Source organism: Flavobacterium macrobrachii, from assembly GCF_014486675.1.
GTDB classification, from domain to species: Bacteria; Bacteroidota; Bacteroidia; order Flavobacteriales; family Flavobacteriaceae; genus Flavobacterium; species Flavobacterium macrobrachii.
This window is the reverse complement of sequence record NZ_JACTAC010000009.1, coordinates 1-23,055: the sequence shown is the minus strand read 5'-3', so window position 1 is coordinate 23,055 and position 23,055 is coordinate 1. Positions and strand designations below refer to the sequence as shown.

Below are 23,055 nucleotides of genomic sequence, written 5' to 3'. Positions count from 1 at the left end.
ACTTCATTTTTATTTTTTGTTGGCAAAAAAATTACTCATTATCGTTACAAAACCTACAATCGTTACTGTGCTTAACGGCATAATTATTGCAGCAACCAAAGGCGATAAATTTCCTGTTACCGCATAACTCAATCCTACAACATTATAGAGCAATGAAATCCCAAAACTCATGTAAATGGTTTTCATAGCATTTTTGGCATATCGCATAAAGAAGGCTATTTTTCCAAATTGTGTAGCGTCCAGAATTCCGTCGCAAGCAGGCGAAAACACATTCACATTTTCCGAAATGGAAATCCCTACATTACTTTGTGCTAAAGCTCCAGCATCGTTCAAACCATCGCCAATCATCATTACGTTTTTACCGTTTTGTTGTAAACTATTGATGTATGCCAGTTTTTGCTCGGGTTTTTGGTTGAATACTAAAGTTGTATTTGCTGGTAGCATTTTTTCCAGAATTCTTCGTTCTCCATCATTATCGCCTGATAAAACATAGAGATTGTATTTTTTAGCTAAATCCTCAAATAATACTTCCAACTCTTTTCGATACTGATTATTAAACACATAACTTCCTTTATAAATTCCGTTGATTTCAACATGAACTTTGGTTTTCTTATGTGTGTTTTCCGTCATGGTTTTCAGGAATTGTGACGAACCTAACTTTATCGTATTTCCTTCTATTGCTGCAAAAATTCCTTTTCCGATAATTTCTTCAAAACTAGAAACCTCCATTTTTTCCTGATTGGGAATAAAATCATATAATCTTCGGCTTAATGGATGATTGGAACCTCGGAGAACATTTTTCAACAGCTTGAATTCAAAGTCGTTGAGTTCATTTCCTTCATAAGTAATAGACGTTTTTTCGTTGGTTGTAATCGTTCCGGTTTTGTCAAAAACGATGCTGTCCACTTTGGCTAATTGTTCCACAACCAAAGCATTTTTTAGGTAAAATTTTCTGCTTCCTAAAATACGAAGCACATTTCCAAGTGTGAATGGCGCAGTCAATGCCAAAGCACACGGGCAAGCCACAATTAGAATAGCCGTAAAAACATTGAAAGCCGTAGTCACATCAATAAAAATCCAATAGAAAAACGAAGCGAATGCTAAAAGCAGTAATGCCGGAGTGAAATAGCGACTGATTTTATCGGTAATCGTTTTGTGTTGCTGTTCTACCTTTTTTTGAAATACATCATTGCTCCAAAGTTGCGTCAGGTAACTTTGGGAAACCGAAAATAAAACTTCCATTTCAATGACTTTTCCCAATTGTTTTCCGCCGGCAAAAAGTTTATCGCCTGATTTTTTCTCAATCGGAACGGCTTCTCCGGTAACAAAACTGTAGTCAATCGATGCTTTTTCGGAAATCAGAATGCCATCAACTGGAATAAGTTCTTGGTTTCGAATAAGTAACCTGTCGCCTTTTTGAATGTCATACACCTGAACCGCTTCTTCATTTCCATCGGGCAAAACTTTGGTAACTGCAATGGGGAAATACGATTTATAATCGCGTTCAAAAGACAAGAAATCATAGGTTTTTATTTGGAATAATTTTCCCAAAAGCATGAAGAAAATCAATCCTGCCATGCTGTCAAAAAAACCTTGTCCGTAATCGAAAACAATATCAACTGTACTTCGGATAAACATCACGACAATTCCTAAAGCAATAGGAATATCAATGTTTAAAAGTCCTGATTTTATACTTTTCCATGCCGAAACATAGTAACCCGAAGCCGAATAAATAAAGGTTGGCAACGATAATCCGAAAATCAACCAACGGAAAAAGCCGCGATATTGGTTAATCCAAAATTCTTCTACTTCAAAATATTCGGGAAAGGAAAGCAACATGATGTTTCCAAAACAGAAAAAAGCAACGCCAATTTTGTAAATCAAGGTGCGGTCAACTTTCTTTTTGCCTTCATCAAAATTTTCCAAACTGATATACGGTTCATATCCAATAGAACACAACATTTCGACTATTTTCTTTAGCGAAGTTTGCTCTGGATTGAACGTTATACGCACTTTTTTCTCAGGAAAATTAACCTGCGATGTAACTATTCCTTGTTGAAGTTTTTGTAAATTCTCCAAAATCCAAATACACGAACTACAGTGTATATGAGGAATGTAGAGTGAAACAATGTGAGTTGAATTCTCTTGAAATTCAAGTAGTTTTGAAACAATTTCTTCATTGTCTAAAAAATCATATTTTCCTTGTATGTCTTGTGGCGTTGCACCCGGCGATGCTTGAAAATCATAATAGCACGTTAAGTCATTTTGACTAAAAATTTCGTAAACCGTTTTACAACCGTTACAACAAAATTGTTTATCATCAAAAATTACCTCATTGTTTTTTATAATTTCATTACCACAATGGAAACAATTGGTTGTGTCCATAATTTGCTCATTTTACCTGCAACAAAGTTCAAACAACCGTTAATTTTAAAATATGATATTTGTCATACTTTAAATATATTTGCATAAGACAAAAAATTCTTCCTCATGAGTAAATGTGAACAGTGCATCGTTAGACAATTCAGTTCGTTAAAAGCCTTAAGCAAAGACGAATTGCTTAAAATGGCTGATTGTAAAACATCTTATACAATAAAAAAAGGGGAAACCATTTTTGAAGAAGGCGAAATAACCAACGGCATTTATTGCATTAAAGATGGTGTTTGTAAGATGACAAAACTCAGCGCGAACGGAAAAGATCAAATTGTAAAACTGGTCAAATCGGGCGAATTGCTTGGACAACGTTCTACCATTAGCGAAGAACCAGCCAATTTAAGTGCTGTAGCTTTGGAAGACATGGAAGTGTGTTTTATTCCAAAAACTGAAATCCTTCAATTCTTTACTCAGAATAATCAATTTTCAATGAATGTGATGAAAACCATTTGTGGCGATTTAAAAGAAGCCGATGATCACATGGTTTCTATGGCGCAAAAAAGCGTTAAAGAACGATTGGCAGAAACGTTACTCTATTTAGAAGATACTTTTGGAAAAAATGACGATAATACGCTAAAACTTCAACTATCGCGGGAAGAACTTGCTGGAATGATTGGAACGGCTACTGAAAGCTGTATTCGGTTACTTTCGGAATTGAATAAAGCTGGATTGATTGAACTTATTGGGAAAAAAATAGCCATCAAAGACCGAAACAAACTTCGCAGAATGTCGGAGTGATTAATGATTAGTGTTTAATGATTAATGGTTAATCATCTTAAAAAATTGAAGCGTTAGAAAAACTAAAACCTTATGCAAACTAAACAACGACATGGCTGTTTAACGGCTTGGCTAATCTTGATGATGATAGGCAATGCTGCCACTGCTTTATTATACCTTTTTGCAGAACCGAAACAACTGCCCAACTCGCCTATTGAGTTGAACCGAACGACTATGGTATTGCTTTGCCTTTTGTCTGTAATTAATCTTTCTTTTGCTGTTGGGTTATGGTATTGGAAAAAATGGGCCTTCTTTGGTTTTACATTAACGGCAGTACTGATGTTTTTTACTAATCTTAATATGGGAATAGACATTGCTAGTGCAGCTCTTGGATTAATTGGAATAGTACTTCTGTTTATGGTTTTACAAATTAAACACAACGGAATAAGCGGTTGGGACAATCTTGAATAACTGCTAGACTAACCTTTTACAACTAGCTCAAAACACTGCAATTCAGTAGATAAAGAAGTAAGACCAAAAAAAGTTCTTCTTCCAATATTCATAAATAACTACTTCAATGTTGTCAGAATAGTTACTATTTGGAATATCTTGATGAGCAAACAAATTTTAAAAAAGTAATGAACGTCTTAAATTAAATCCCTTGGGGTACCACAACCATACCGTTGCAATACCGTTGCCATACCGTTGCTATACAGTAACCTACTATTTGAATCGTACTAAAATAACTATACAGATTACTAAATAAATCCTATTATAGTTATACAACTATAATTTTTAATCCTAAACTTACTATACAATTGTTTTTTCATGATAAAAACTTATTATAGTTCTTCCATCTTTTGATTAATTTATCGGATTGCAAATGGACTTGATTAGGTGTTAAATAATCACAACGAAATCCAAAATAACTACAAGGAAATCCAAAATAATCACAAAGAAATCCAAAATACTCACAAAGAAATTGCAAATACTAACAAGAAAATCCAAAACACTCTCAAAGAAATCCAAAATACTCACAAAGAAATTGCAAATACTAACAAGGAAATCCAAAATATTCACAAAGAAATTGCAAATACTAACAAGGAAATCCAAAATATTCACAAGGAAATCCAAAAAAATCACAAGGAAATCGCAAAAAATCACGCTGCAAAAAAAACACAAAAAACGCTGTAACCCTCATTACAATTGATTTCTGACCAACCAAAAACCATCAGCAAACAAATTCTACTCCATAATTCGTAATTTTTATTTCGTAATCTTTAATTAATTCTCCCTTCAAAAAAACCTCTTAAATTTATATTTATCGTTTTAAATTAATTAGTAGATGGGTTGTAGCACTATGTTGCGCAAGGTTTACACAAAGTTTCACTATGTTATTGCTATGAATTGTTGTGTTTTTGATGGAACATATAATGTGGTGGTGGGATTTGGGGGAAATTTGTATATTTGTTTTGAAGCAGTTAGCGGGCACGGATTGCAAATCCTCGCTATCGGGTTTTACACCTCATCACAATAGTCGTTTGCTTCAGATTGACATTTGTATTTTTATAGCATTGCATAAAAAAGCCCGAAATAACTAAAATGTTATTCCAAAAAATAATCTCTTTAAAAGCAATTTTAAAGAGGTTTATTTTTTAGATATAATTCAAAACTTTAAACTTCTAACTATTTCACTATATTTGATAAAAGGATTGTGTGATTTTTTCATAGTATGACTTTGTAATTAAGCTTTATACAAACATTTTAGAAAAGACGTAATGAAACCTGGAAAAGAATACGAAAAATTTATTTATGAAAAGTTTAGAGAATTTTTTGTTGGTTTTGAAGTCAACTTAAACGATAAAATTTTAGGGAAATTAAGCGGCATAAAAAGAGAAATAGATGTATCTGTTAAAGGTAAAGTAAATGATTTTGATTTATTATATATTGTTCAATGTAAAGACCATATTAAGCCAGCAGACGTAAAAATCATTGGGGAATTCTCTTCTGTGATTAAAGATTTAGGTGCTTCGAAGGTTTTTTTAATTTGTAGTTCAGGTTTTACAAAAACCATCCATCAATACGCAAAAAATCTAGGTATTGAATTAATAACAATTGAAGATATAAATTCGACAAAGTGGAAGGCGGAAATCGAAATACCAATTCTATATATTTGGAAAAAACTAAGCATAAATTATAAACCACAAATTAAAGTTACTCCAGAACTAGCAGAAAGAAATAAAACCAAAATAATCCTATCTCAAAAAGATTTTGAATTTGTTAGTGTTGATAATGGACATACATCTATTAGACTTATCGATTATTTAAACGACAAGATTGGTGCTGAAAAAATTGATATTACAAAAATTACTTCTTTAGTATTAGACAATCCAAACTTATTGTTAAAATTTGCTGAATTATGGATTCCTGTAATTTTTACAATTGGTTTTGAAACAGGTGAAATATTCTACTTAAAGTACATTAAACCTTTAGAATACTCCCAAATAATTAACCATGTAACAAAAGAAATAATGCCTTTGAAAATTGGAGTAAACACTTTACACTTTAAATTTGATGATACATTTATTGAAATCAATATAAATGACTCCCCAATTTCATCACCTGTTTTAATTGAAGTAGAAGAGAATTTATACCCAATTAATGAAATAAATTTTGATTTTGGTGATATAACTATGAGTAAAGTCAACCCATAACAACCGTTACTATCGCAAAACCTCAATAAAAAACATTATTTCAAAATAATCCAAAAAACAAAACTCTAACGTAACACAATAGACAATAGCTCCAGGTCGACTTTTGTATTTTTATAGCATAGCATAAAAAAAGCCCGAAATAACTATAAAATTATTTTGGGCTTTTCTTGTGGTTTTAAATCGACTACAATACTTCTTTTAGAAAATTCAGAAAGGCAATCCATGAACGTTTGTCGGCTAGCTCGTTATAAGCTGCGCCTTTGCTATTGTCATCGCCAGCATCTTTATGTGTAAAAGCATGAACCGCATTGGCGTAATAAATCATTTGCCAATCGGCACCCGAATTTCTCATTTCGGTTTGAAAATTTTCAATTTCAGCTTTTGGTACAAATGGATCGTCTGCACCGTGTAATACCAAAACTTTTAGGGTAATTTTATCCGTAGCTCTAGTTGGTTCTTTACCTAATCCGCCATGGAAAGAAACTGCGCCTTGCACTTTTAAATTTCCTCTTGCTGCTTCAATCGCTCCTGTTCCACCAAAGCAATATCCCATAACGACCACTTTATCAGGATTAGCTCCTAATTTTATTAATTGTGCCAATGCCAATTGAATTCTGTTTTGATATTCTGTAAAATTATTTTTGAAAAAACCCGCTTTTTGTCCAGCTTCTGAGGTGTTCTTTGGACGGCTGTCTTTGCCATAAATATCGGCTACAAAAGCATAATATCCTAAAGCTGCTAATTTGATTGCTGTTTCTTTAGAATGTTCATCAATTCCCATCCACGCTGGAAGGATAAGTACTGCTGGTTTGCCATCTAATTCTTTTTTTGGTTTAATTCCAAATCCGCTCAGAACTTGCTGTCCATCATTGTACTCAAAGGGTTTCAATTGAGCTGTTGCCATCATTGGGAGAAAAATGATGCTTAGAAAAAATAATTTTGTCTTCATCTTTTTTTGGTAAATGTAAACATTAGTTAAACAAACAATTGTTAATCGCATATTAAAAAAGCCGACGTAAAAATACATCGGCTCGTTTATTTAAAATTCAAACTCTTACTTCTTCTTCTTTTTGGATTTTGACTTTTTCTTTTCTTTAGCTTTTTGCTTGGCTTTTTTAATTTTTTCTTTCTTTTTCTTTTTCTCTTTCGCTTTTTTGGCTCTTAGCTTTTCTTTTTCCTTAGCTTTTTTCTTTTTCTGTTTTTCCTTTGCTTTAGCTTTAGCCTTTTCCTTAGCTTTTTTGGACTGTATCTTTTTAGCAATGGCAGCAGCTTCTTCTAAAATATCCGATTGAGAAATTGCTTCGGAATCAGTATTTTCAACAACTGGCTGGTTTTCTTCCACTACATCATTAGCTTCTTCAACAATAGGTTGAACAACTTTAGTCGTTCTTCTTCTGGCTGGTTTTGGTTTTGCTTCTGTTTCTGATGTTTCAGTGTTTGGGGTTTCATTTGTAGTAATCACTTCTTTAATAGTTTCTGAAACTTCGCTGGTTTGTGTTGGTTTTCTTTTGATCATAAGAATAGAAATTTATAAACAAATGTATTATATAAAACGATACTCCAATGTTAAGTTTTCATTTTGAGTAAAAACTTAACATTGGAGTAAATTTTGTTTCTTTTTTTTGAAATTAAATTCCTATTTCTACTTGAAAACGCAAATACCAGTTGTTTTTAGTAGTTCCGTCGGCAAAATTTAATGTATCAAAATTCAATTCGGTTTGAAGTTTGAACGCATGTTCCCAAATGTATTTGGTTACACCAATAGAATATTGCTTAGTATTTGGTGCCAAGGCACGAATGTCATTGGCTACATTTTGAACTGAATAACGCGCAATAAATTCATAATTGGATTTTGTATTGTAACTGGCTTGATAGTCAAATCCGTTTCCAACATAAGCAAAACTGGTTTCAGTAATATCATCAGGATTGAAGGTTACCGCATTTTTATTAGTAGTTCTCGACATATAACTCATCATAGCAGCCCAACCGTTGTATTTAAACATGGCATCAAGCATAACGGATTTCATCGTTCGTGTATCAAATAAATCATTACCTAATTGACCTTGTGTTCTTCTCGCATGATTATTTTGTTGAAAAGCACCCGATACCATTAATTTTGGTTTCTTTTCGCGAACAATGTCTCCTTCAAAATTAGTTCCGTCTTTGGAAAATGCTCCAAAAGGAAAGGCTTCAACTTTTCCAGTAACAGCAACGCCATCATCAGGTTTTTCGGTGCTGTTTCGTCCTTCGCCAGTTGAAATTGCAGCTTTAAAATTATAAGAAAATTTATCTTTGAATTCATTCAAATTATGAACTTGAAAACCAAAATCTCTATCAACTGTAAATTTGGCATTATTAATTGTTCTATCCGTCAATTGCAAACCTCCAGAAGAGTTAATACGCTGACGATTTCCGGGTAATTTTGTTTGCCCAAAACTAAGATTCCAATGTCTATTTGGTCTATAAAAAACGACTGCATCACGAATAATGTTGATGTTTTCGCCTTCACGAATTTCACCAACATCACCTGGCGCAAAAGATAATTGAATGGCGTAAAGAAACTTCGGATTACCTACATACCCATCAAAACGCAAACGCAAACGACGGATTTGTCCATCATAAGCACCATTTTCACCATCGTTTTCAAGATAAGTTACTCGGTTTTGCATTCTAAAACGAATGTTCAATTGAAAAATACTATCTGGCGAAGTCAATCCTAAACCTTTTCCAAAACTATAATAAGGTAAAGCAGAAAGTTTTAAGTCGTTATCGTCTTTAGTTTGCTTTATGGTAACCTGTGAAGTTCCGATAAAGGATATAAAGAATAAACTTAGTAATAGTATTTTCTTCATTCTGAATTTGTATAATTAGTTAGTGTTGTTTACAAAAATTTGACGTTTTCTAAATGATTTAATAACAAACATCAATAAGTTATAAAAAAAGCCAACCATAACAGTTGGCTTGATAATGTATCAAAATATTATAAAAATAATTTTAGTAGATAATAAGTCAATGCTGCTAAAAGAGCAGAAACGGGAATAGTTAAAATCCAAGCCCACAATAGTTTTACGGTTACACCCCAACGAACAGCAGAAACTCTTTTAGTAACTCCTACTCCAATGATTGAACCTGTGATAGTATGCGTTGTTGATACTGGAATTTTAAAATGTTCTGTAGAAAATAAAGTTAATGCTCCAGCCGATTCAGCTACAACACCTTCAAAAGCGGTAACTTTAGTAATTTTGGAACCCATTGTTTTTACAATTTTCCATCCACCGCTTAAAGTTCCCAATGCAATAACAGTATAACATGTTAATGGAATCCAACCTGGCATTGTACCTTTGTCAATATCGATATGCAAGTCTAAAATTCCGCCAATAGATAATTCTGCATCTGGATTTGATTTTACATAAACCATTACCGCAGCAGCAATAATTCCCATTACTTTTTGAGAGTCGTTTCCACCATGACCAAGACTAAATGCTGCCGAAGATAATAATTGCATCTTCTTCAAAACTCTCTCGGCTGTAGCTGTTGAAAAACTACTGAAAAGTAAATTAAATATTGCCAAACTGTAGAAAATAAAAGCAACCAAAAACCATTTAATATTATGTGGTTCACTAATGAAATACCAAAATTTATTATGAAACATTGCCTTTTCTGGAACGTAATCAAATTTTAAAACCGAACTTAAAAACCATAATACTAAAAGCATCAATACTACAGTTAAAACTTTTGGCCCTATATTTTTCTTTGACGAATACATTAACCAAAGTGAAATAAGATAGGAAATTATCATTCCTAATAATGGAGCAAAAACAATAAATAAAATTACAATCATTACTCCAGATGGCAATAATTCACCTTCTTTGGCATCTTTTAACCAGTTTACAATTTTAAAACCATAATCTTCCACAGGAACATTGGCATCATAAAAACCATGCGCAATTGCTGCACCGGCAAAACCACCAATTAAAGTATGAGAAGACGATGATGGAATACCTTTCCACCAAGTCAATAAATTCCAAATAATTGCCGCAATAACTCCGGCAAGAATAACAACCAAATCAATACTGCTGGTATGAGCTGTTTTTGCAACCGTATCGGCAACACCAAACCCAAAAACCCAATAGGCCATAAAGTTAAAAACTGCTGCCCAAAGAACCGCTTGAAAAGGTGTTAAAACCTTAGTTGCCACAATAGTAGCAATTGAATTTGCCGCATCATGAAAACCATTGATGTAATCAAAAACAAGTGCTAAAAAAATGATGACAATTAATAATGTAAAATCCATAAATAATGTTTAATTTTTTAAAGATTAATTATGAATGTTTTACTGAAATTTGTTCCATTACGTTAGAAACACTTTTACATTTATCTGATGCAGATTCTAAGGCTGAAAGTACTTCTTTGTATTTAATGATGTTTTTTACATCGGTTTCATTCTCAAAAATATCGGCAACAGCTTTATCAAAAACTGAATCCGCTTTACTTTCTAATTTATTGATTTTTTTACAAGTATCTTTAATCGCTTTGTGATCTTTCATGTCTTTCAATTCTCTGATACCAACTTGTATCAATTGACATGCTTCCACATTAATTTCGGTTAATTTTCGAATAGATTTTGTAATTTTATCTACTTGATACAAACGCATTCTACTCGATGCTCCGTGCATGTAATCAGCAACGTTATCCATAGCTTTTACCAAAGCATGAATATCTTCTCTATCAAATGGAGTAATGAAATTTCTACTTAATTCTAAGTGAGTCTTATGAGTAATTTCTTCAAGAGTTGCCTCAAGTTCTTCTACTTTTTTGAAATATTCTTCGCGCTCAACTTTTGGTGCATTTACGGCTTCGTGCAAAGTTTCTGCTAGTAAAACTAAATTGGATGCTGCTTGTTCAAAAAGTGGAAAGAATTTTTTATCTTTTGGAACTAAAAACTGGAAGATGTTGTTTAATGTCATGACGTTAAAATTTGATGCAAATGTATTACTCTAATGTTAAGTGAATATTAAATATATATTTGTCATTTTAAATGAAATTTACAATTTGTTAACATTAGAAAATCATACTTAAATTAGTATAATTTTTGGCTTTGAAAACGTTTTCGTAGATTAGCAACCCGAATAAAACAACAGCAATATATTTTACAAAATGGATATCAACTTCAACAAAAACGAAGATCATAACAGACTTTTATTATCAGATTTAAAACAGCGTTTTGCCAAAGTTAAACTTGGTGGAGGCGAAAAACGTATTGAAAAACTTCATGCCGAAGGCAAAATGACCGCTCGCGAACGTATTGATTATCTGCTTGATGAAAAAGTAAAAAGTATCGAAATTGGTGCTTTTGTTGGCGACGGAATGTATGCTGAACACGGCGGTTGTCCATCTGGCGGTGTTGTGGTAAAAATGGGTTATATCAAAGGAAAACAATGCATTGTTGTGGCTAATGATGCTACCGTAAAAGCGGGTGCTTGGTTTCCAATTACTGGAAAAAAGAACCTTCGTGCGCAAGAAATTGCTATGGAAAATCGCCTTCCAATTATCTATTTAGTAGATTCTGCTGGAGTTTATTTACCAATGCAAGACGAAATTTTTCCAGATAAGGAACATTTTGGTCGCATTTTTAGAAACAATGCTATCATGTCAAGTATGGGAATTACCCAAATTGCTGCCGTAATGGGAAGTTGTGTTGCTGGTGGTGCCTATTTGCCCATCATGAGTGACGAAGCGATGATTGTAGATAAAACCGGAAGTATATTTCTTGCGGGAAGCTATTTGGTTAAAGCTGCAATCGGTGAAAATATTGACAATGAAACATTGGGTGGCGCAACCACGCATTGCGAAATTTCGGGTGTGACCGATTATAAAGCCAAAGACGATAAAGATGCGTTGGACAGAATAAAAAGTATTGTTGGAAAAATAGGCGATTATGAAAAAGCGGGTTTCAATCGTGAAAAACCACAAAAACCAGCCTTGGAAGAAAAAGACATCTATGGTATTATTCCAAAATCAAGAAGTGATCAATACGATATGATGGAAATCATCAAACGACTGGTTGACAATTCTGAAATGGATATGTACAAACCTGATTATGGAAAATCAATCATCACTTGTTATGCCAGAATTGACGGTTGGGCTGTTGGAATTGTTGCCAATCAACGAACAGTTTCTAAAACCAAAAAAGGAGAAATTGAATTTGGAGGCGTAATTTATTCCAGTTCAGCCGATAAAGCCACACGATTTATTGCCAATTGTAACCAAAAGAAAATTCCGTTGGTTTTCCTTCAAGACGTAACGGGTTTTATGGTTGGAAGTAAATCGGAACACGGCGGAATTATAAAAGATGGAGCTAAAATGGTGAATGCTGTTTCCAATTCGGTTGTTCCAAAATTCACCGTTGTCGTTGGGAATTCTTATGGTGCCGGAAATTATGCCATGTGTGGAAAAGCCTATGATCCAAGATTGATATTTGCTTGGCCAAGTGCGGAACTTGCAGTTATGGGCGGAACACAAGCAGCCAAAGTTTTAGCGCAAATCGAAGCTTCTTCCTTAAAAGCCAAAGGCGAAATTGTAGATGAAGTAAAAGAACAAGAACTGTTTGACAAAATCAAAGCACGATATGATGCGCAAGTTTCTCCTTATTATGCTGCGGCACGACTTTGGACCGATGCAATTATCGATCCGCTAGAAACCAGAACTTGGATTTCTATGGGAATTGAAGCGGCAAATCATGCGCCTGTTGAGAAAAAATTTAATTTGGGAGTTATTCAGGTTTAATATAGTTATACGCATCTATGAAAACTATAATCAAAATACTCTCATTATGCCTGATTTCGATTTCGTGTAATTCTTCAAAAAATATTGAATACAAAGTACATTCAGTTCCAAATGGCTCTCTAGTAGAATTTACAAATTCAAAGATTATGATTTTTGACTCGGCTTATAGTCAAAAGTATGATTACCGTAAATTTTTCAATCCTAGTATTTCTGACATTTTAATAATCAATAAAAAACTTCAGAAAAACTATTACAAATACAAAAAGAGAAATGATTTATATAATTTAATCAATTTAAGAGATGAAGTCTCTACAAAGGCTTACAAAGAAAATCTAATATTGGCTAGATATACACAGAAAAATTTTAATCAACTCGACAAACAATATGTTGGATTAATTGATAGTTTGGGAAGGAAAAGAATTCTCGTGAATATTGTATATAATGACGAAAAAAAAACAGTAACTGACTTAGAAAATTATTTCGTTGGATTATACGATGTGAGAATCAATGCTGAAAACTTATCTTTTGTGGATTATTATGAGTAAGTACAGTAAATATTAGTCATTTTTATTTTTATCAATTGGAAAATTTTCATCCCTAATGATAATTATCTTAATACACAGTATTTATGTTCAAAGTCATTAACTTCTTCAATCTGCAAAATAATATAAATATTAAATATCTGTAAATAATCTTGTCGCTCCGAGAAATGAGGAATCTTATAATATTTAGATGTAAACAACTATTGCTCAAAATCTTAAAATAAATTAATAATTTGCCAAAATTCAATAAAATAATTTTCCTAATTCTATTTTCCATTCCAGGAATAATAATTTCGATTTTTATTTCCTCTATTATTGAAAGCTTACTGATTCCTGATAGTTGTGACGATCATCATAGCGGTAATAATTGGTTAATCAACTTACTATACGATTTCCCAAGTTGGAATGGTTGTCATGCTTATCCTTCTACTTTTCAATTTGTTTTAATCTTCGGTTTTGGAATATATTTATCGTATCAATTTTGTAAACGTGTTTTAAAAATTTAATTTATTTAAAAAAAGACATTTTGGTACTATAAACATTAATAATCAAAATCTTATCATGTTTAATTTGATATAAAATTTTGAAATTCCACTTCACACAAAAACGAATACTTTCATCATTAAAAGTAGGTTCTTTTGGAAATTTTTCAGGAAAGATATTTAACTCATTACCTAATTTCAACAAAGTTAAAACAACCATTTCGGCATTTTGTGGACTTTTGCTTTCATTAAGTATATAATCGTAAATGTACTGTAAAGAAATACTCGAAGCTTTTGACCAAACTACAAGCTTCATTTTTTCAAAATCTTTTTTCTGACTTCTTCTGTAGTATAAACTTCTCCATCTTCTGAAACTTGAAGAATATCAAGTACTTGATTTTTAAACTCAGCTTGTGTCAAAAAATCACCTTGAACTGAATAAATATAACCATCAGCATTTAATAACTCATCAATTTTAGACAACAATTCTTCATTCTTAACGTCTAAAATTCGGTGAATAATACTTTTTCTTTGCGCTTCTATATTCATCATAAAATAAGTTTGTTACACAAATATATAAAATTTCAAGTTCTATATTTGCAAAATGATTGACCTTTGTTTCCACTCTTTTCAAACCAACATCTCCACCATTCCGTTACCGGAAAAATTCACTTTTCCTTTTTATTATGAACCGCACGAATTAAGCAGCATTGCAGCAAACGAACTGCAAAATTATCTGGAAACCCAAACCGATTTTGAGCATAACTTTGGTTTAGATGAAAAACAAAAAGGTCTGGAAATAGGGAAAATGTTTGGTGTTTTAATCGTTCAAAATCAAAATGGTGAACTCGGTCATCTTTGGGCTTTTTCGGGAAAATTAGCGGAAAGCAATCATCATCCAAAATTTGTCCCAACAGTTTATGATATGTTGGACGACAACGGTTATTTCAAAAAAGAAGAAGTCATTCTCAATCTGTACAATGCTGAAATCGAAGCTTTGGAACAAAACCAGAACTTTTTATCAGCCATTCAACATTTAGAACAAACCAAGTTACAAGCAGAAAAAGAAATTACTACTCAGAAAGAAAAAATAAAACTCGGGAAAAAACTTCGTGCTGAAAAAAGAAAAACAGCAACTCCGTCAAAAATCGAACAATTCAACAAAGAAAGTCAAGACGAAGGTATTTTGCTCAAAAAAATGACACAATATTGGAATTATAAATTGGAAGATGCCAAACAAAATTTAGTGCAGTTCACCAATAAAATCAACCAATTAAAAGAAGAACGAAAAGAAAAATCGGCTGCATTGCAACAACAACTTTTTACCGAATATGCTTTTCTCAATAAAGACAAGCAACTCAAAAGTTTAGCCGAAATCTTCAACGGAAATCCGCCAGCTGGTTCGGGTGAATGTGCTGCGCCAAAACTGTTGCATTATGCTTTTCAACATAACTTAAAACCTATTTGTATGGCAGAATTTTGGTGGGGAAAATCGCCAAAATCCGAAGTTAGAAAACACCAACAGTTTTATCCAGCTTGCATGGGAAAGTGCGAACCGATTTTAAAACACATGCTCAATGGCATTGAAACCGATAAAAATCCGTTTGAAATTAATCCAGCCGATGGAAAAGAACTCGAAATTGTCTTTGAAGATGAACACATTATTGCGGTTAACAAACCCGCCGAATTCCTTTCGGTTCCAGGAAAACAAATTACTGATTCAGTACAAACTCGAATACAATCGAAATATCCTAATGCTATGATTGTTCATCGTTTAGACATGTCTACTTCAGGTATTATTTTAATTGGTAAAAACTTTGAAAGTTACAAAAACCTTCAAGCACAATTCATCAAACGGAAAGTAAAAAAACGTTACGTTGCGTTACTTGATGGAATTTTGACTGCAAAAGAAGGAATAATTGAATTGCCTCTTCGTGTAGATTTAGACAATCGTCCCAATCAAATCGTATGTTTCGAACACGGAAAACCAGCAAAAACCGAATGGAAAACCATCGAAATTCGCAACAATCAAACCTTGGTTCACTTCTACCCGATTACGGGACGAACGCATCAGTTACGCGTTCATGCAGCGCACTATTTAGGATTAAATTGTCCAATCGTTGGCGACGATTTGTATGGAACCAAAGCCAATCGTTTGCATCTTCACGCGGAAAGTATTACTTTTAAACATCCTTTTTCGAAGGAAGAAATGACAATTTCCATAGAAACAGATTTTTAATTATGAAAAAAATAGTTTGCTTTTTCTTGATAGTTTTTGGCTTACAATCTCTTGTTGCACAAGAAACTTTTACCCGAAAAGACAGTCTTCACGGCGGACTGCGTTTTGAAAGAACTTGTTTCGATGTTATGCGCTACAATCTTGATATCATCGTTTTACCAAGAACAAAAAAGATTAAAGGCAATAACGAAATTGTTTTTAAAGTAGTTGAAAATACTAAAAAAATTCAAATCGATTTGTTTGATAACATGCAAATCGATTCCATCATTTGGAACAAACAAAAATTAGATTACAAAAGAGAATTCAATGCTGTTTTTATCTCTTTCCCATCTGAATTAAATAAAGAAACAACACAATCCATTCAATTTTTTTACCAAGGAAATCCTGTAGTTGCGAGAAATGCACCTTGGGATGGCGGTTTTGTTTTTACTAAAGATAAAAACGGAAAAGATTGGATTGGCGTTTCTGTGCAAGGCACTGGAGCAAGTTTATGGTATCCAGTAAAAGACACACAAACAGACGAACCAGAAAATGGCGCAAGTATAAAAGTAGCCGTTCCCAATGGTTTAATGAATGTTTCTAATGGAAGATTTATGGGTTCGGAAAAGCTAGAAAATGATTTCACCCGTTGGGATTGGGAAGTGAAAAATCCAATCAATACCTACAATATCACGCTAAATATTGGTGATTATGTTCACATTCATGACAATCACAACGGATTGGATTTGGACTATTATGTTTTAAGCTATAATGAAGAAAAAGCCCGAAAACATTTTGAAGAAGTAAAACCGATGATGGATTGTTTTCAGAGTAAGTTTGGCAACTATCCTTTCAAAGAAGATGGTTACAAACTAGTTGAAACTCCTTATTTAGGTATGGAACATCAAAGTGCTGTGGCTTATGGAAATAAGTTTTTAAAAGGATATCTTGGAAATGATTTATCTCGGACAGGAATTGGACTAACTTTTGATTATATAACCATTCACGAAAGTGGACACGAATGGTTTGGAAACAGCATTACTTCCAAAGATATTGCGGACATGTGGATACACGAAGGCTTTACACAATACACTGAAATTGTTTTTGTAGAATGTCAATTGGGCTACGAAAAAGCAATGCAATATGCCAAAGGTTTGCAGAAAAATGTTTTTAATAGCAGTCCTATCATTGGAAACTATGGAGTTAATAATGAAGGTTCAGGCGATATGTATCCAAAAGGTGCTTTACTTTTAAACACCTTGCGTCATGTTATCAATGATGACACAAAATGGTGGAAACTGATTTTGGATTATTCTACTACTTTCCGTCATAAAATCATTGATACCGAAACCGTAATTGCTTTTTTCAACAAAGAAAGCGGAATGGATTTAACGACTGTTTTCAATCAGTATTTGCGTCAAACTTCTATTCCAAAATTAGAATATAAAATCGAAAACAAACGTTTATTCTACAAATGGACAACTGATGAAACTAATTTTTTCATGCCTATAAATATTAAAATAAACGGAAAGTCAAAAAGAATTTATCCCGTAAACTCTTGGGTTAAATCGAATTTCAAAGTAAAACCAACGGATAAAATAGAAGTTAGTGATAACTTCTTTGTCAAAAAATCATTTGAAAATAATTAAAACATTTCATTAAAGTAACGTTTCATTACGTAAAATCTTTCCAGTTGGAGTTTCTTTAAATTTTGGAACAAAAACAATTTCTTTTGGTTTTTCATATTTGTCCAAATCGGCAAAAATGGCGTCATCAATAGCTTGTTTTTCGCCTTCAATAACCAAAATTACTTTTTCGCCTAATTCTTTATCTTCTTTGGAAGCAACAAAAAAACGAACGTCAATTTTTCCTGCTAGTTTTTCTTCAATTTGTTCAGGAATTAATTTAATCCCGCCACTATTGATCACATTATCCATTCGACCTAGAAAGACAAATTGATTTTCATTAATCAACTCTACAATATCATTCGTTACGATTACTTCATCCGAAATCCTTGGTGCGTGAATAACCAAACAATTTCTATCATCATAGGAAATCGTAACATCTGGCAAAACAGTAAATGCCTTCTCGCCTACTTTTTTAGCAGCAATATGTGTAATAGTTTCCGTCATTCCATAGGTTTCAAACGCTTCGGTCTTTAATTTAATCAATTGCTTTTCGAGCGAATTATTGATTTTTGCTCCACCAACAATCATTTTTTTAACGCGTTTTAGTTCACTAATAGAATTCTGAGCTTGCAGCGGAACCATTGCAACAAAATCATAATCATATTCGTTATTTCGCAACGGATGTGAACTTGGAGCAACAAACTCTAAATCCAAACCTAAAATCATCGCTCGAACCAACATCATTTTTCCCGCAACATATTTCACAGGAAGACAATGCAATGCTTTATTTCCGGGCTCTAAACCAAAAAAATCGCCTGTAGCCAAAGCCGAATTGACCATTGCTTGTTTGCTCACCGAAATGATTTTTGGCGTTCCAGTTGTACCCGAAGTTTGCATTTGGATAAACTCCTTGTTATCAAACCAATCCAGTAGAAAATCGCCCACTGGTTTTTCAAAATCTTCTCCTTCTTTTATAAAACTATAAGCAACGCGACACAAATCATCCTTGTCCAAATGAAATCCGTTTAGCTTAAATTTATTATGTACATTTTCATAAGTTACTGTCATGATTTCCAATATTTTGAATAGGTTCAACTTCTACTATATTTATTTTTCCAGTTAATTTCTCTTTCCAATCGGTCCATTTGTATTTCTTACTAAAAAGGAACAACAATAAAGGAAATATAACAAAAACCGGAATTAAAACTTCCAATCCTGCCGAAGGTTCTGAATTATCTTTTAAAATTGATTCGGTTTGAAAGGCAGACCAATCGGATGTAATTAACAAAGCTGCAATTAGATTATTAGCCGCATGAAAACCCAATGCCAATTCCATTCCTTCATCCATCAATGTAATTATTCCCAGAAAAAAACCTGTTCCGATGTAATAAATCATTACGATATACCCAAGTTTTTGCACTTCAGGATTAGCGATGTGTAACGTTCCAAAAATAACCGAGGTAATAAATAATGGAAGCAATTTACTTTTACTCTTTTGATAGAGTTTAGAATAAAAATTAGTTTCAAAAAAATTAAGTTTTGTTAAAGTCAAATCAAGTAATAAAAGAAATAAAACTGATAGACAAAATACTATTATTTGGGAAAATGAATACCATTTTGAAGTTAATTGAATATCAATAATTGATCCTATAACAATGTATATTGGAACAAATAGAAAAGTATAAAAAACGCCACTAATGAACTTTTTTTGCAACGATACGACAGCAAATCCTTGCATCAAATAACCTCTAAAAACATATTCTTCAGTACTAGTTTGAATTGGAATCAAAACAATGGCTATAACCGCCAAAATAGCAAAAGGAATGGGTTTAAAATTTATTTCAAAACCTTCTGGGTTAGCATAATACATAATCACAGTTGAAGCGATTGTAAAAATACCCCAAATGGAAAACGAAAAGAAAAAACGCTTCCAATCCATTCTGCTTCTAGATGTTGTAACCGATAAAAAAGTTTGTTTGTGAAGGTATTTTATAACCAAATAAATTGCCAAAAATGCAAACGCAAAAGACAGCATTAATAAGAACAATGATAAATTTGGATTAAGGAAACTCATCAATGATTTTTCATCAGTTGGAAACGATTTTCCGCTCGAAAATGATTTAAACGCAATGGCAATCATAAATGGAATTTGTCCAATAAACGATGCACAAATTACAATTACAGAACCAACAATGTATTTCCAAAACTTATTTTCGGGTGTGACCGCATTTTCTAAAAACATACTCTAAATTTTATTTGTCTAATTTAATTTTTTTTATGCGAAAATATGGAACTTTGCAAAAAAAAATATGATTGAAGTACTTCATAATCCTAGATGTGGCAAATCAAGAACGTGTTTAGCTTTTCTTGGCGAAAAGAAAATTGATTACACTGTTATTAAATATCTTGATAATCCATTAAGAATAAACGAAATAGAAACTCTTTTGAAAAAATTAAATCTCAAACCCTTAGATTTAGTTCGTCAAAAGGAAAATATTTGGATAGAAAAATTTAAAGGTAAAAATCTAAGTGACAAAGCAATTATAGAAGCTTTGAGTCAATTTCCGATTTTAATAGAAAGACCAATTATTATTGGTAAAAATCACGCAGTTATTGCTCGTGATTTAAGCAAATCTGAAGATTCATTTAACAAACTTTTGGGAAACCTATCTTGAGTGAAAATGTATTTTTGCCATTGAATTTAACTTTATTTCAATGAAAAATATCAAACTGATAGTAGCAACTGCTCTTTTCTTCCTTTCATTTTTATCCTATGCACAACCCAATACTAGTCAAAGTAAACTGAAAGTTACTGGTAAAGTTATAGAAAAATCGACTAATTTACCACTTGAATATTCTACAATTACGCTTAAAAATATTGCCAATCCAAACCAAGTTTTTGGTGGAATTACCGATGCAAAAGGAGAATTTTCTGTTGATGTAAATTCAGGAAATTACAACATTATTATTGAGTTTATTTCGTTTCAAGCTAATGAAATCAGCAATAAAAGCATTACTCAAAACACCAATTTAGGCACTGTTTTTTTAGAAGATGGCGCTAAACAGCTTAATGAAGTTGTAGTTAGAGCCGAAAAAACTACCGTTGAAATTAAGCTTGATAAAAAAGTGTACAACGTTGGTAATGATTTAATGGTAAAAGGTGGAACGGTTAGCGATATTTTGGACAATATTCCATCGGTTTCTGTTGATGTTGAAGGAAATGTAAGTTTACGTGGAAACGAAAATGTAAAAATCCTTATTGACGGAAGACCTTCAAATGCAATTAGTGTTACCGATGCTTTGCGATTAATTCCTGCTGATGCTATAGACAAAGTTGAAGTAATTACCAATCCATCAGCTAGATATGATGCTGAAGGTGGTGGAGGAATTTTGAATATTATTCTAAAAAAAGGAAAAAACAATGGATTAAATGGAACCTTGATTGCCAATACTGGTTATCCTGAAAACCATGGCCTTAGCGGAACTATTAACTTTAAAGCAAAAGAATTTAACCTTTTTACCACTCAAGGTTATAGCTATAGACAAAGTCCAGGAAATTCGTTTACCAATTCAAGATATTTGAATGACGATAATTCTACGCGCGATTATATGTATGAAAACCGTGAAAACGAGCGTTTAAATAAATCGTATAACGGAAATTTTGGTTTTGATTGGTTTTTATCTGAAAGCTTGACTTGGACTAACATTGTAAATTATAGAAAAAGTAGTGGGAATAATGTTGACGATGTATTCCAAAATTATTATGATGGAAATTTTGTTTACGATTATACCAGAAATCGTGTAAATGAAGAAGATGGAAATAGCCAAAATATTGAATTCAGCACAAATTTTACTAAGAAATTTAAAAAAGATGGTCACAAACTAACTGTTGACGCATCGGTTTCTTCAAACGAAGATAAAAATATTGCTTTAATTACAGATAGTACAAACAATTCTGCAAATGTTTTTACCGACAATACTTTTAATGACCAAAAACAAAACAGAAATTTATTTCAACTTGATTATGTTTTACCAATTGCAAAAAACAGTCAATTTGAAGCCGGTTATCGTGGAGATTTTCTAACAAATACTACAGATTATAGTGTAATTACAAACGGAATTCCTTTACCACAGTTTACTAATATTTTGGAATATAAGGAAAAAGTAAATGCGTTTTATACTCAATTTGGAACCAAATTTAATAAACTATCAATGCTTTATGGATTACGTTGGGAAGACTCAAATATTGATGTAAACCAATTGGCTAGCAACGATTTTAATAATAAAAAATACAACAACTTTTTCCCGTCAGCATTTTTTACTTATGAATTAAATGAAACAAGTGATATTTCGTTTAGTTATAGCCGAAGAATACAACGACCAAGAGGAAGACAATTAAATCCATTCAACAATTTATCAAGCAACGTAAACATTTTCATTGGTAATCCCGATTTGGATCCAGCGTTTACCAATGCGTTCGATTTAGGATTTATAAAAAAATGGAACAAATTAACATTTAACACTTCGATGTATTTCAATGCTACATCTGATGCTTTTCAATTTGTTAGAAGACCAAACGGCGATTTCCAAGATGGTGTTCCAGTTATTATCTCTACACCTATCAACTTAGCAAAAGAATACCGTAGCGGATTTGAATTTACGTTAAATTATTCTCCATATAAATGGTGGAAATTAAACAGTAACTTCAACTTTTTCTACAACGAAACTGATGGTGATTTCAGTTACACGGATATCAACAATAATGTGGTATTTCAAAATTTTGACAATAAAGCAACTTCATGGTTCGCTAGAGTAAACTCAAAAGTTACTTTACCTTATAAAGTAGATTGGCAAACCAACATGACTTATAACGGTGCCCAAAAAACTGCTCAAGGAAAAAATTTAGGTGTTTTTGCTATGAATTTAGCTTTCAGTAAAGATGTTTTAAAAGAAAAAGCTACAGTTTCTTTAAATGTTAGTGATGTTTTTAATTCTAGAAAAAGAATTTCCGAAACTTTCCTTCCTGGAAATGTAGATTCGTATGGCGAATTTCAATGGAGAGAAAGACAAATTACACTTTCATTTACCTATAGATTTAACGTCAAGAAAAACGAAAGAGATAAACCAAGAAACGGAAATGGTCTAGATGATGGCGGTGATTTTCCTGGATAATCATCATAAGAACAAAAAAGTCCCGAAATATTTCGGGACTTTTTTTTGAACAAAATTTTAAAAAAATTATTGTTGCTTTTCTTTATTAGCTTTTCTTTCTTTTAAAAACTCTCTCATTCCACCAAAAACCCAATAAGGAATAATTGCTGTAATCAAGAAAATCATTAACCAAAAACCGATAGTTAAAACGGTTAAGAAAAGTAAGAAACCTAAATACTGTTGAAATTCAAACATGTTTTCCGGAATTTTTTTGAATTATACGCAAATGTATGAGTATTATTTAAGCTAACCAAAGAAGATTAGATATTTTATTAACCAATATTTACTAAAAATTGTTGAAAGCACTATTGTAACCCAAAAATA

The 23,055-nt window shown here is 32.4% G+C and carries 21 protein-coding genes; 10 read left to right on the top strand and 11 right to left on the bottom strand.

All coding sequences use genetic code 11. The features are described from left to right. Positions 1 to 9: 9 nt before the first annotated feature. Complete coding sequence (locus tag IAI56_RS03725; protein WP_187656595.1) at positions 10 to 2,385, bottom strand: heavy metal translocating P-type ATPase; 2,376 nt, start codon at positions 2,383 to 2,385, stop codon at positions 10 to 12. A 105-nt stretch (positions 2,386 to 2,490) separates the two neighbouring features. On the opposite strand from IAI56_RS03725, the gene IAI56_RS03720 reads away from it, so the two are divergent. The 4 genes from IAI56_RS03720 to IAI56_RS03705 all read left to right on the top strand — a co-directional run bounded on the left by IAI56_RS03720 (position 2,491) and on the right by IAI56_RS03705 (position 5,864). Then, positions 2,491 to 3,171 carry a Crp/Fnr family transcriptional regulator gene (locus IAI56_RS03720; protein ID WP_187656594.1) on the top strand — a complete coding sequence of 227 codons (681 nt, stop codon included), beginning with the start codon at positions 2,491 to 2,493 and terminating at the stop codon, positions 3,169 to 3,171. A 72-nt stretch (positions 3,172 to 3,243) separates the two neighbouring features. Beyond that, entirely contained in the window at positions 3,244 to 3,621 is a 378-nt protein-coding gene (locus tag IAI56_RS03715; protein WP_187656593.1) for a hypothetical protein, read from the top strand. 426 nt (positions 3,622 to 4,047) lie between these two features. Next, a complete protein-coding gene (locus tag IAI56_RS03710) occupies positions 4,048 to 4,344 on the top strand; it encodes a hypothetical protein (protein ID WP_187656592.1) in 297 nt (98 codons plus the stop codon). A 584-nt stretch (positions 4,345 to 4,928) separates the two neighbouring features. After that, positions 4,929 to 5,864, top strand: coding sequence for a restriction endonuclease (locus tag IAI56_RS03705; RefSeq protein WP_187656591.1), 936 nt, complete (start codon positions 4,929 to 4,931; stop codon positions 5,862 to 5,864). Positions 5,865 to 6,048: 184 nt separating this feature from the next. On the opposite strand, the gene IAI56_RS03700 is transcribed toward IAI56_RS03705, so the two are convergent. From IAI56_RS03700 to IAI56_RS03680, 5 genes are all read right to left on the bottom strand, one after another. Next, positions 6,049 to 6,813: a dienelactone hydrolase family protein gene (locus IAI56_RS03700; RefSeq protein ID WP_187656590.1), complete on the bottom strand. Its 765-nt coding sequence runs from the start codon at positions 6,811 to 6,813 to the stop codon at positions 6,049 to 6,051. 105 nt (positions 6,814 to 6,918) lie between these two features. After that, a complete protein-coding gene (locus IAI56_RS03695) occupies positions 6,919 to 7,380 on the bottom strand; it encodes a hypothetical protein (protein ID WP_187656589.1) in 462 nt (153 codons plus the stop codon). A gap of 112 nt (positions 7,381 to 7,492) precedes the next feature. After that, positions 7,493 to 8,716, bottom strand: coding sequence for a porin (locus tag IAI56_RS03690; RefSeq protein ID WP_187656588.1), 1,224 nt, complete (start codon positions 8,714 to 8,716; stop codon positions 7,493 to 7,495). A gap of 128 nt (positions 8,717 to 8,844) precedes the next feature. Beyond that, entirely contained in the window at positions 8,845 to 10,158 is a 1,314-nt protein-coding gene (locus IAI56_RS03685) for an inorganic phosphate transporter (protein WP_187656587.1), read from the bottom strand. Positions 10,159 to 10,186: 28 nt separating this feature from the next. Further along, positions 10,187 to 10,831, bottom strand: coding sequence for a DUF47 domain-containing protein (locus IAI56_RS03680; protein WP_187656586.1), 645 nt, complete (start codon positions 10,829 to 10,831; stop codon positions 10,187 to 10,189). 190 nt (positions 10,832 to 11,021) lie between these two features. On the opposite strand from IAI56_RS03680, the gene IAI56_RS03675 reads away from it, so the two are divergent. Both IAI56_RS03675 and IAI56_RS03670 read left to right on the top strand, forming a co-directional pair. Then, positions 11,022 to 12,650 (top strand): acyl-CoA carboxylase subunit beta, encoded by a 1,629-nt coding sequence (locus tag IAI56_RS03675; protein ID WP_187656585.1) that lies wholly within the window; start codon positions 11,022 to 11,024, stop codon positions 12,648 to 12,650. 17 nt (positions 12,651 to 12,667) lie between these two features. After that, positions 12,668 to 13,195: a hypothetical protein gene (locus IAI56_RS03670; protein ID WP_187656584.1), complete on the top strand. Its 528-nt coding sequence runs from the start codon at positions 12,668 to 12,670 to the stop codon at positions 13,193 to 13,195. Positions 13,196 to 13,699: 504 nt separating this feature from the next. On the opposite strand, the gene IAI56_RS03665 is transcribed toward IAI56_RS03670, so the two are convergent. Continuing rightward, complete coding sequence (locus IAI56_RS03665) at positions 13,700 to 13,990, bottom strand: type II toxin-antitoxin system RelE/ParE family toxin (RefSeq protein WP_187656583.1); 291 nt, start codon at positions 13,988 to 13,990, stop codon at positions 13,700 to 13,702. After that, positions 13,987 to 14,226: a hypothetical protein gene (locus IAI56_RS03660; protein WP_187656582.1), complete on the bottom strand. Its 240-nt coding sequence runs from the start codon at positions 14,224 to 14,226 to the stop codon at positions 13,987 to 13,989. The genes IAI56_RS03665 and IAI56_RS03660 overlap by 4 nt, the downstream gene beginning before the upstream one ends. 52 nt (positions 14,227 to 14,278) lie before the next feature. Here IAI56_RS03660 and IAI56_RS03655 point away from each other — a divergent pair, with 52 nt between their 5' ends. Further along, the gene (locus IAI56_RS03655; protein ID WP_187656581.1) at positions 14,279 to 15,913 is read left to right on the top strand and encodes an RluA family pseudouridine synthase; all 1,635 of its coding nucleotides are present in this window, start codon (positions 14,279 to 14,281) and stop codon (positions 15,911 to 15,913) included. A gap of 2 nt (positions 15,914 to 15,915) precedes the next feature. Further along, positions 15,916 to 17,541, top strand: a complete 1,626-nt coding sequence (locus tag IAI56_RS03650; RefSeq protein ID WP_187656580.1) for a M1 family metallopeptidase — start codon at positions 15,916 to 15,918, stop codon at positions 17,539 to 17,541. Positions 17,542 to 17,550: 9 nt separating this feature from the next. Here IAI56_RS03650 and IAI56_RS03645 read toward each other — a convergent pair whose 3' ends face one another. Next, positions 17,551 to 18,591 (bottom strand): AMP-binding protein, encoded by a 1,041-nt coding sequence (locus tag IAI56_RS03645; RefSeq protein ID WP_187656630.1) that lies wholly within the window; start codon positions 18,589 to 18,591, stop codon positions 17,551 to 17,553. Then, positions 18,572 to 19,762, bottom strand: coding sequence for a CPBP family intramembrane glutamic endopeptidase (locus IAI56_RS03640; RefSeq protein WP_187656579.1), 1,191 nt, complete (start codon positions 19,760 to 19,762; stop codon positions 18,572 to 18,574). The genes IAI56_RS03645 and IAI56_RS03640 overlap by 20 nt, the downstream gene beginning before the upstream one ends. 67 nt (positions 19,763 to 19,829) lie before the next feature. Here IAI56_RS03640 and IAI56_RS03635 point away from each other — a divergent pair, with 67 nt between their 5' ends. Further along, positions 19,830 to 20,195: an ArsC/Spx/MgsR family protein gene (locus IAI56_RS03635; protein WP_187656578.1), complete on the top strand. Its 366-nt coding sequence runs from the start codon at positions 19,830 to 19,832 to the stop codon at positions 20,193 to 20,195. Positions 20,196 to 20,235: 40 nt separating this feature from the next. Continuing rightward, entirely contained in the window at positions 20,236 to 22,692 is a 2,457-nt protein-coding gene (locus IAI56_RS03630; protein ID WP_187656577.1) for a TonB-dependent receptor, read from the top strand. A gap of 66 nt (positions 22,693 to 22,758) precedes the next feature. On the opposite strand, the gene IAI56_RS03625 is transcribed toward IAI56_RS03630, so the two are convergent. Beyond that, entirely contained in the window at positions 22,759 to 22,926 is a 168-nt protein-coding gene (locus IAI56_RS03625; RefSeq protein WP_187656576.1) for a hypothetical protein, read from the bottom strand. Positions 22,927 to 23,055 lie beyond the last annotated feature (129 nt).

Excerpts from the sequence above, each read along its gene's own strand:
- IAI56_RS03705 (WP_187656591.1), top strand. The coding sequence starts at position 4,929 with ATGAAACCTGGAAAAGAATACGAAAAATTTATTTATGAAAAGTTTAGA.
- IAI56_RS03700 (WP_187656590.1), bottom strand. The coding sequence starts at position 6,813 with ATGAAGACAAAATTATTTTTTCTAAGCATCATTTTTCTCCCAATGATG.
- IAI56_RS03680 (WP_187656586.1), bottom strand. The coding sequence starts at position 10,831 with ATGACATTAAACAACATCTTCCAGTTTTTAGTTCCAAAAGATAAAAAA.
- IAI56_RS03635 (WP_187656578.1), top strand. The coding sequence starts at position 19,830 with ATGATTGAAGTACTTCATAATCCTAGATGTGGCAAATCAAGAACGTGT.
- IAI56_RS03720 (WP_187656594.1), top strand. The coding sequence starts at position 2,491 with ATGAGTAAATGTGAACAGTGCATCGTTAGACAATTCAGTTCGTTAAAA.
- IAI56_RS03670 (WP_187656584.1), top strand. The coding sequence starts at position 12,668 with ATGAAAACTATAATCAAAATACTCTCATTATGCCTGATTTCGATTTCG.
- IAI56_RS03690 (WP_187656588.1), bottom strand. The coding sequence starts at position 8,716 with ATGAAGAAAATACTATTACTAAGTTTATTCTTTATATCCTTTATCGGA.
- IAI56_RS03630 (WP_187656577.1), top strand. The coding sequence starts at position 20,236 with ATGAAAAATATCAAACTGATAGTAGCAACTGCTCTTTTCTTCCTTTCA.
- IAI56_RS03715 (WP_187656593.1), top strand. The coding sequence starts at position 3,244 with ATGCAAACTAAACAACGACATGGCTGTTTAACGGCTTGGCTAATCTTG.
- IAI56_RS03650 (WP_187656580.1), top strand. The coding sequence starts at position 15,916 with ATGAAAAAAATAGTTTGCTTTTTCTTGATAGTTTTTGGCTTACAATCT.
- IAI56_RS03725 (WP_187656595.1), bottom strand. The coding sequence starts at position 2,385 with ATGGACACAACCAATTGTTTCCATTGTGGTAATGAAATTATAAAAAAC.
- IAI56_RS03665 (WP_187656583.1), bottom strand. The coding sequence starts at position 13,990 with ATGAAGCTTGTAGTTTGGTCAAAAGCTTCGAGTATTTCTTTACAGTAC.
- IAI56_RS03695 (WP_187656589.1), bottom strand. The coding sequence starts at position 7,380 with ATGATCAAAAGAAAACCAACACAAACCAGCGAAGTTTCAGAAACTATT.
- IAI56_RS03640 (WP_187656579.1), bottom strand. The coding sequence starts at position 19,762 with ATGTTTTTAGAAAATGCGGTCACACCCGAAAATAAGTTTTGGAAATAC.
- IAI56_RS03685 (WP_187656587.1), bottom strand. The coding sequence starts at position 10,158 with ATGGATTTTACATTATTAATTGTCATCATTTTTTTAGCACTTGTTTTT.
- IAI56_RS03625 (WP_187656576.1), bottom strand. The coding sequence starts at position 22,926 with ATGTTTGAATTTCAACAGTATTTAGGTTTCTTACTTTTCTTAACCGTT.
- IAI56_RS03675 (WP_187656585.1), top strand. The coding sequence starts at position 11,022 with ATGGATATCAACTTCAACAAAAACGAAGATCATAACAGACTTTTATTA.
- IAI56_RS03655 (WP_187656581.1), top strand. The coding sequence starts at position 14,279 with ATGATTGACCTTTGTTTCCACTCTTTTCAAACCAACATCTCCACCATT.
- IAI56_RS03660 (WP_187656582.1), bottom strand. The coding sequence starts at position 14,226 with ATGATGAATATAGAAGCGCAAAGAAAAAGTATTATTCACCGAATTTTA.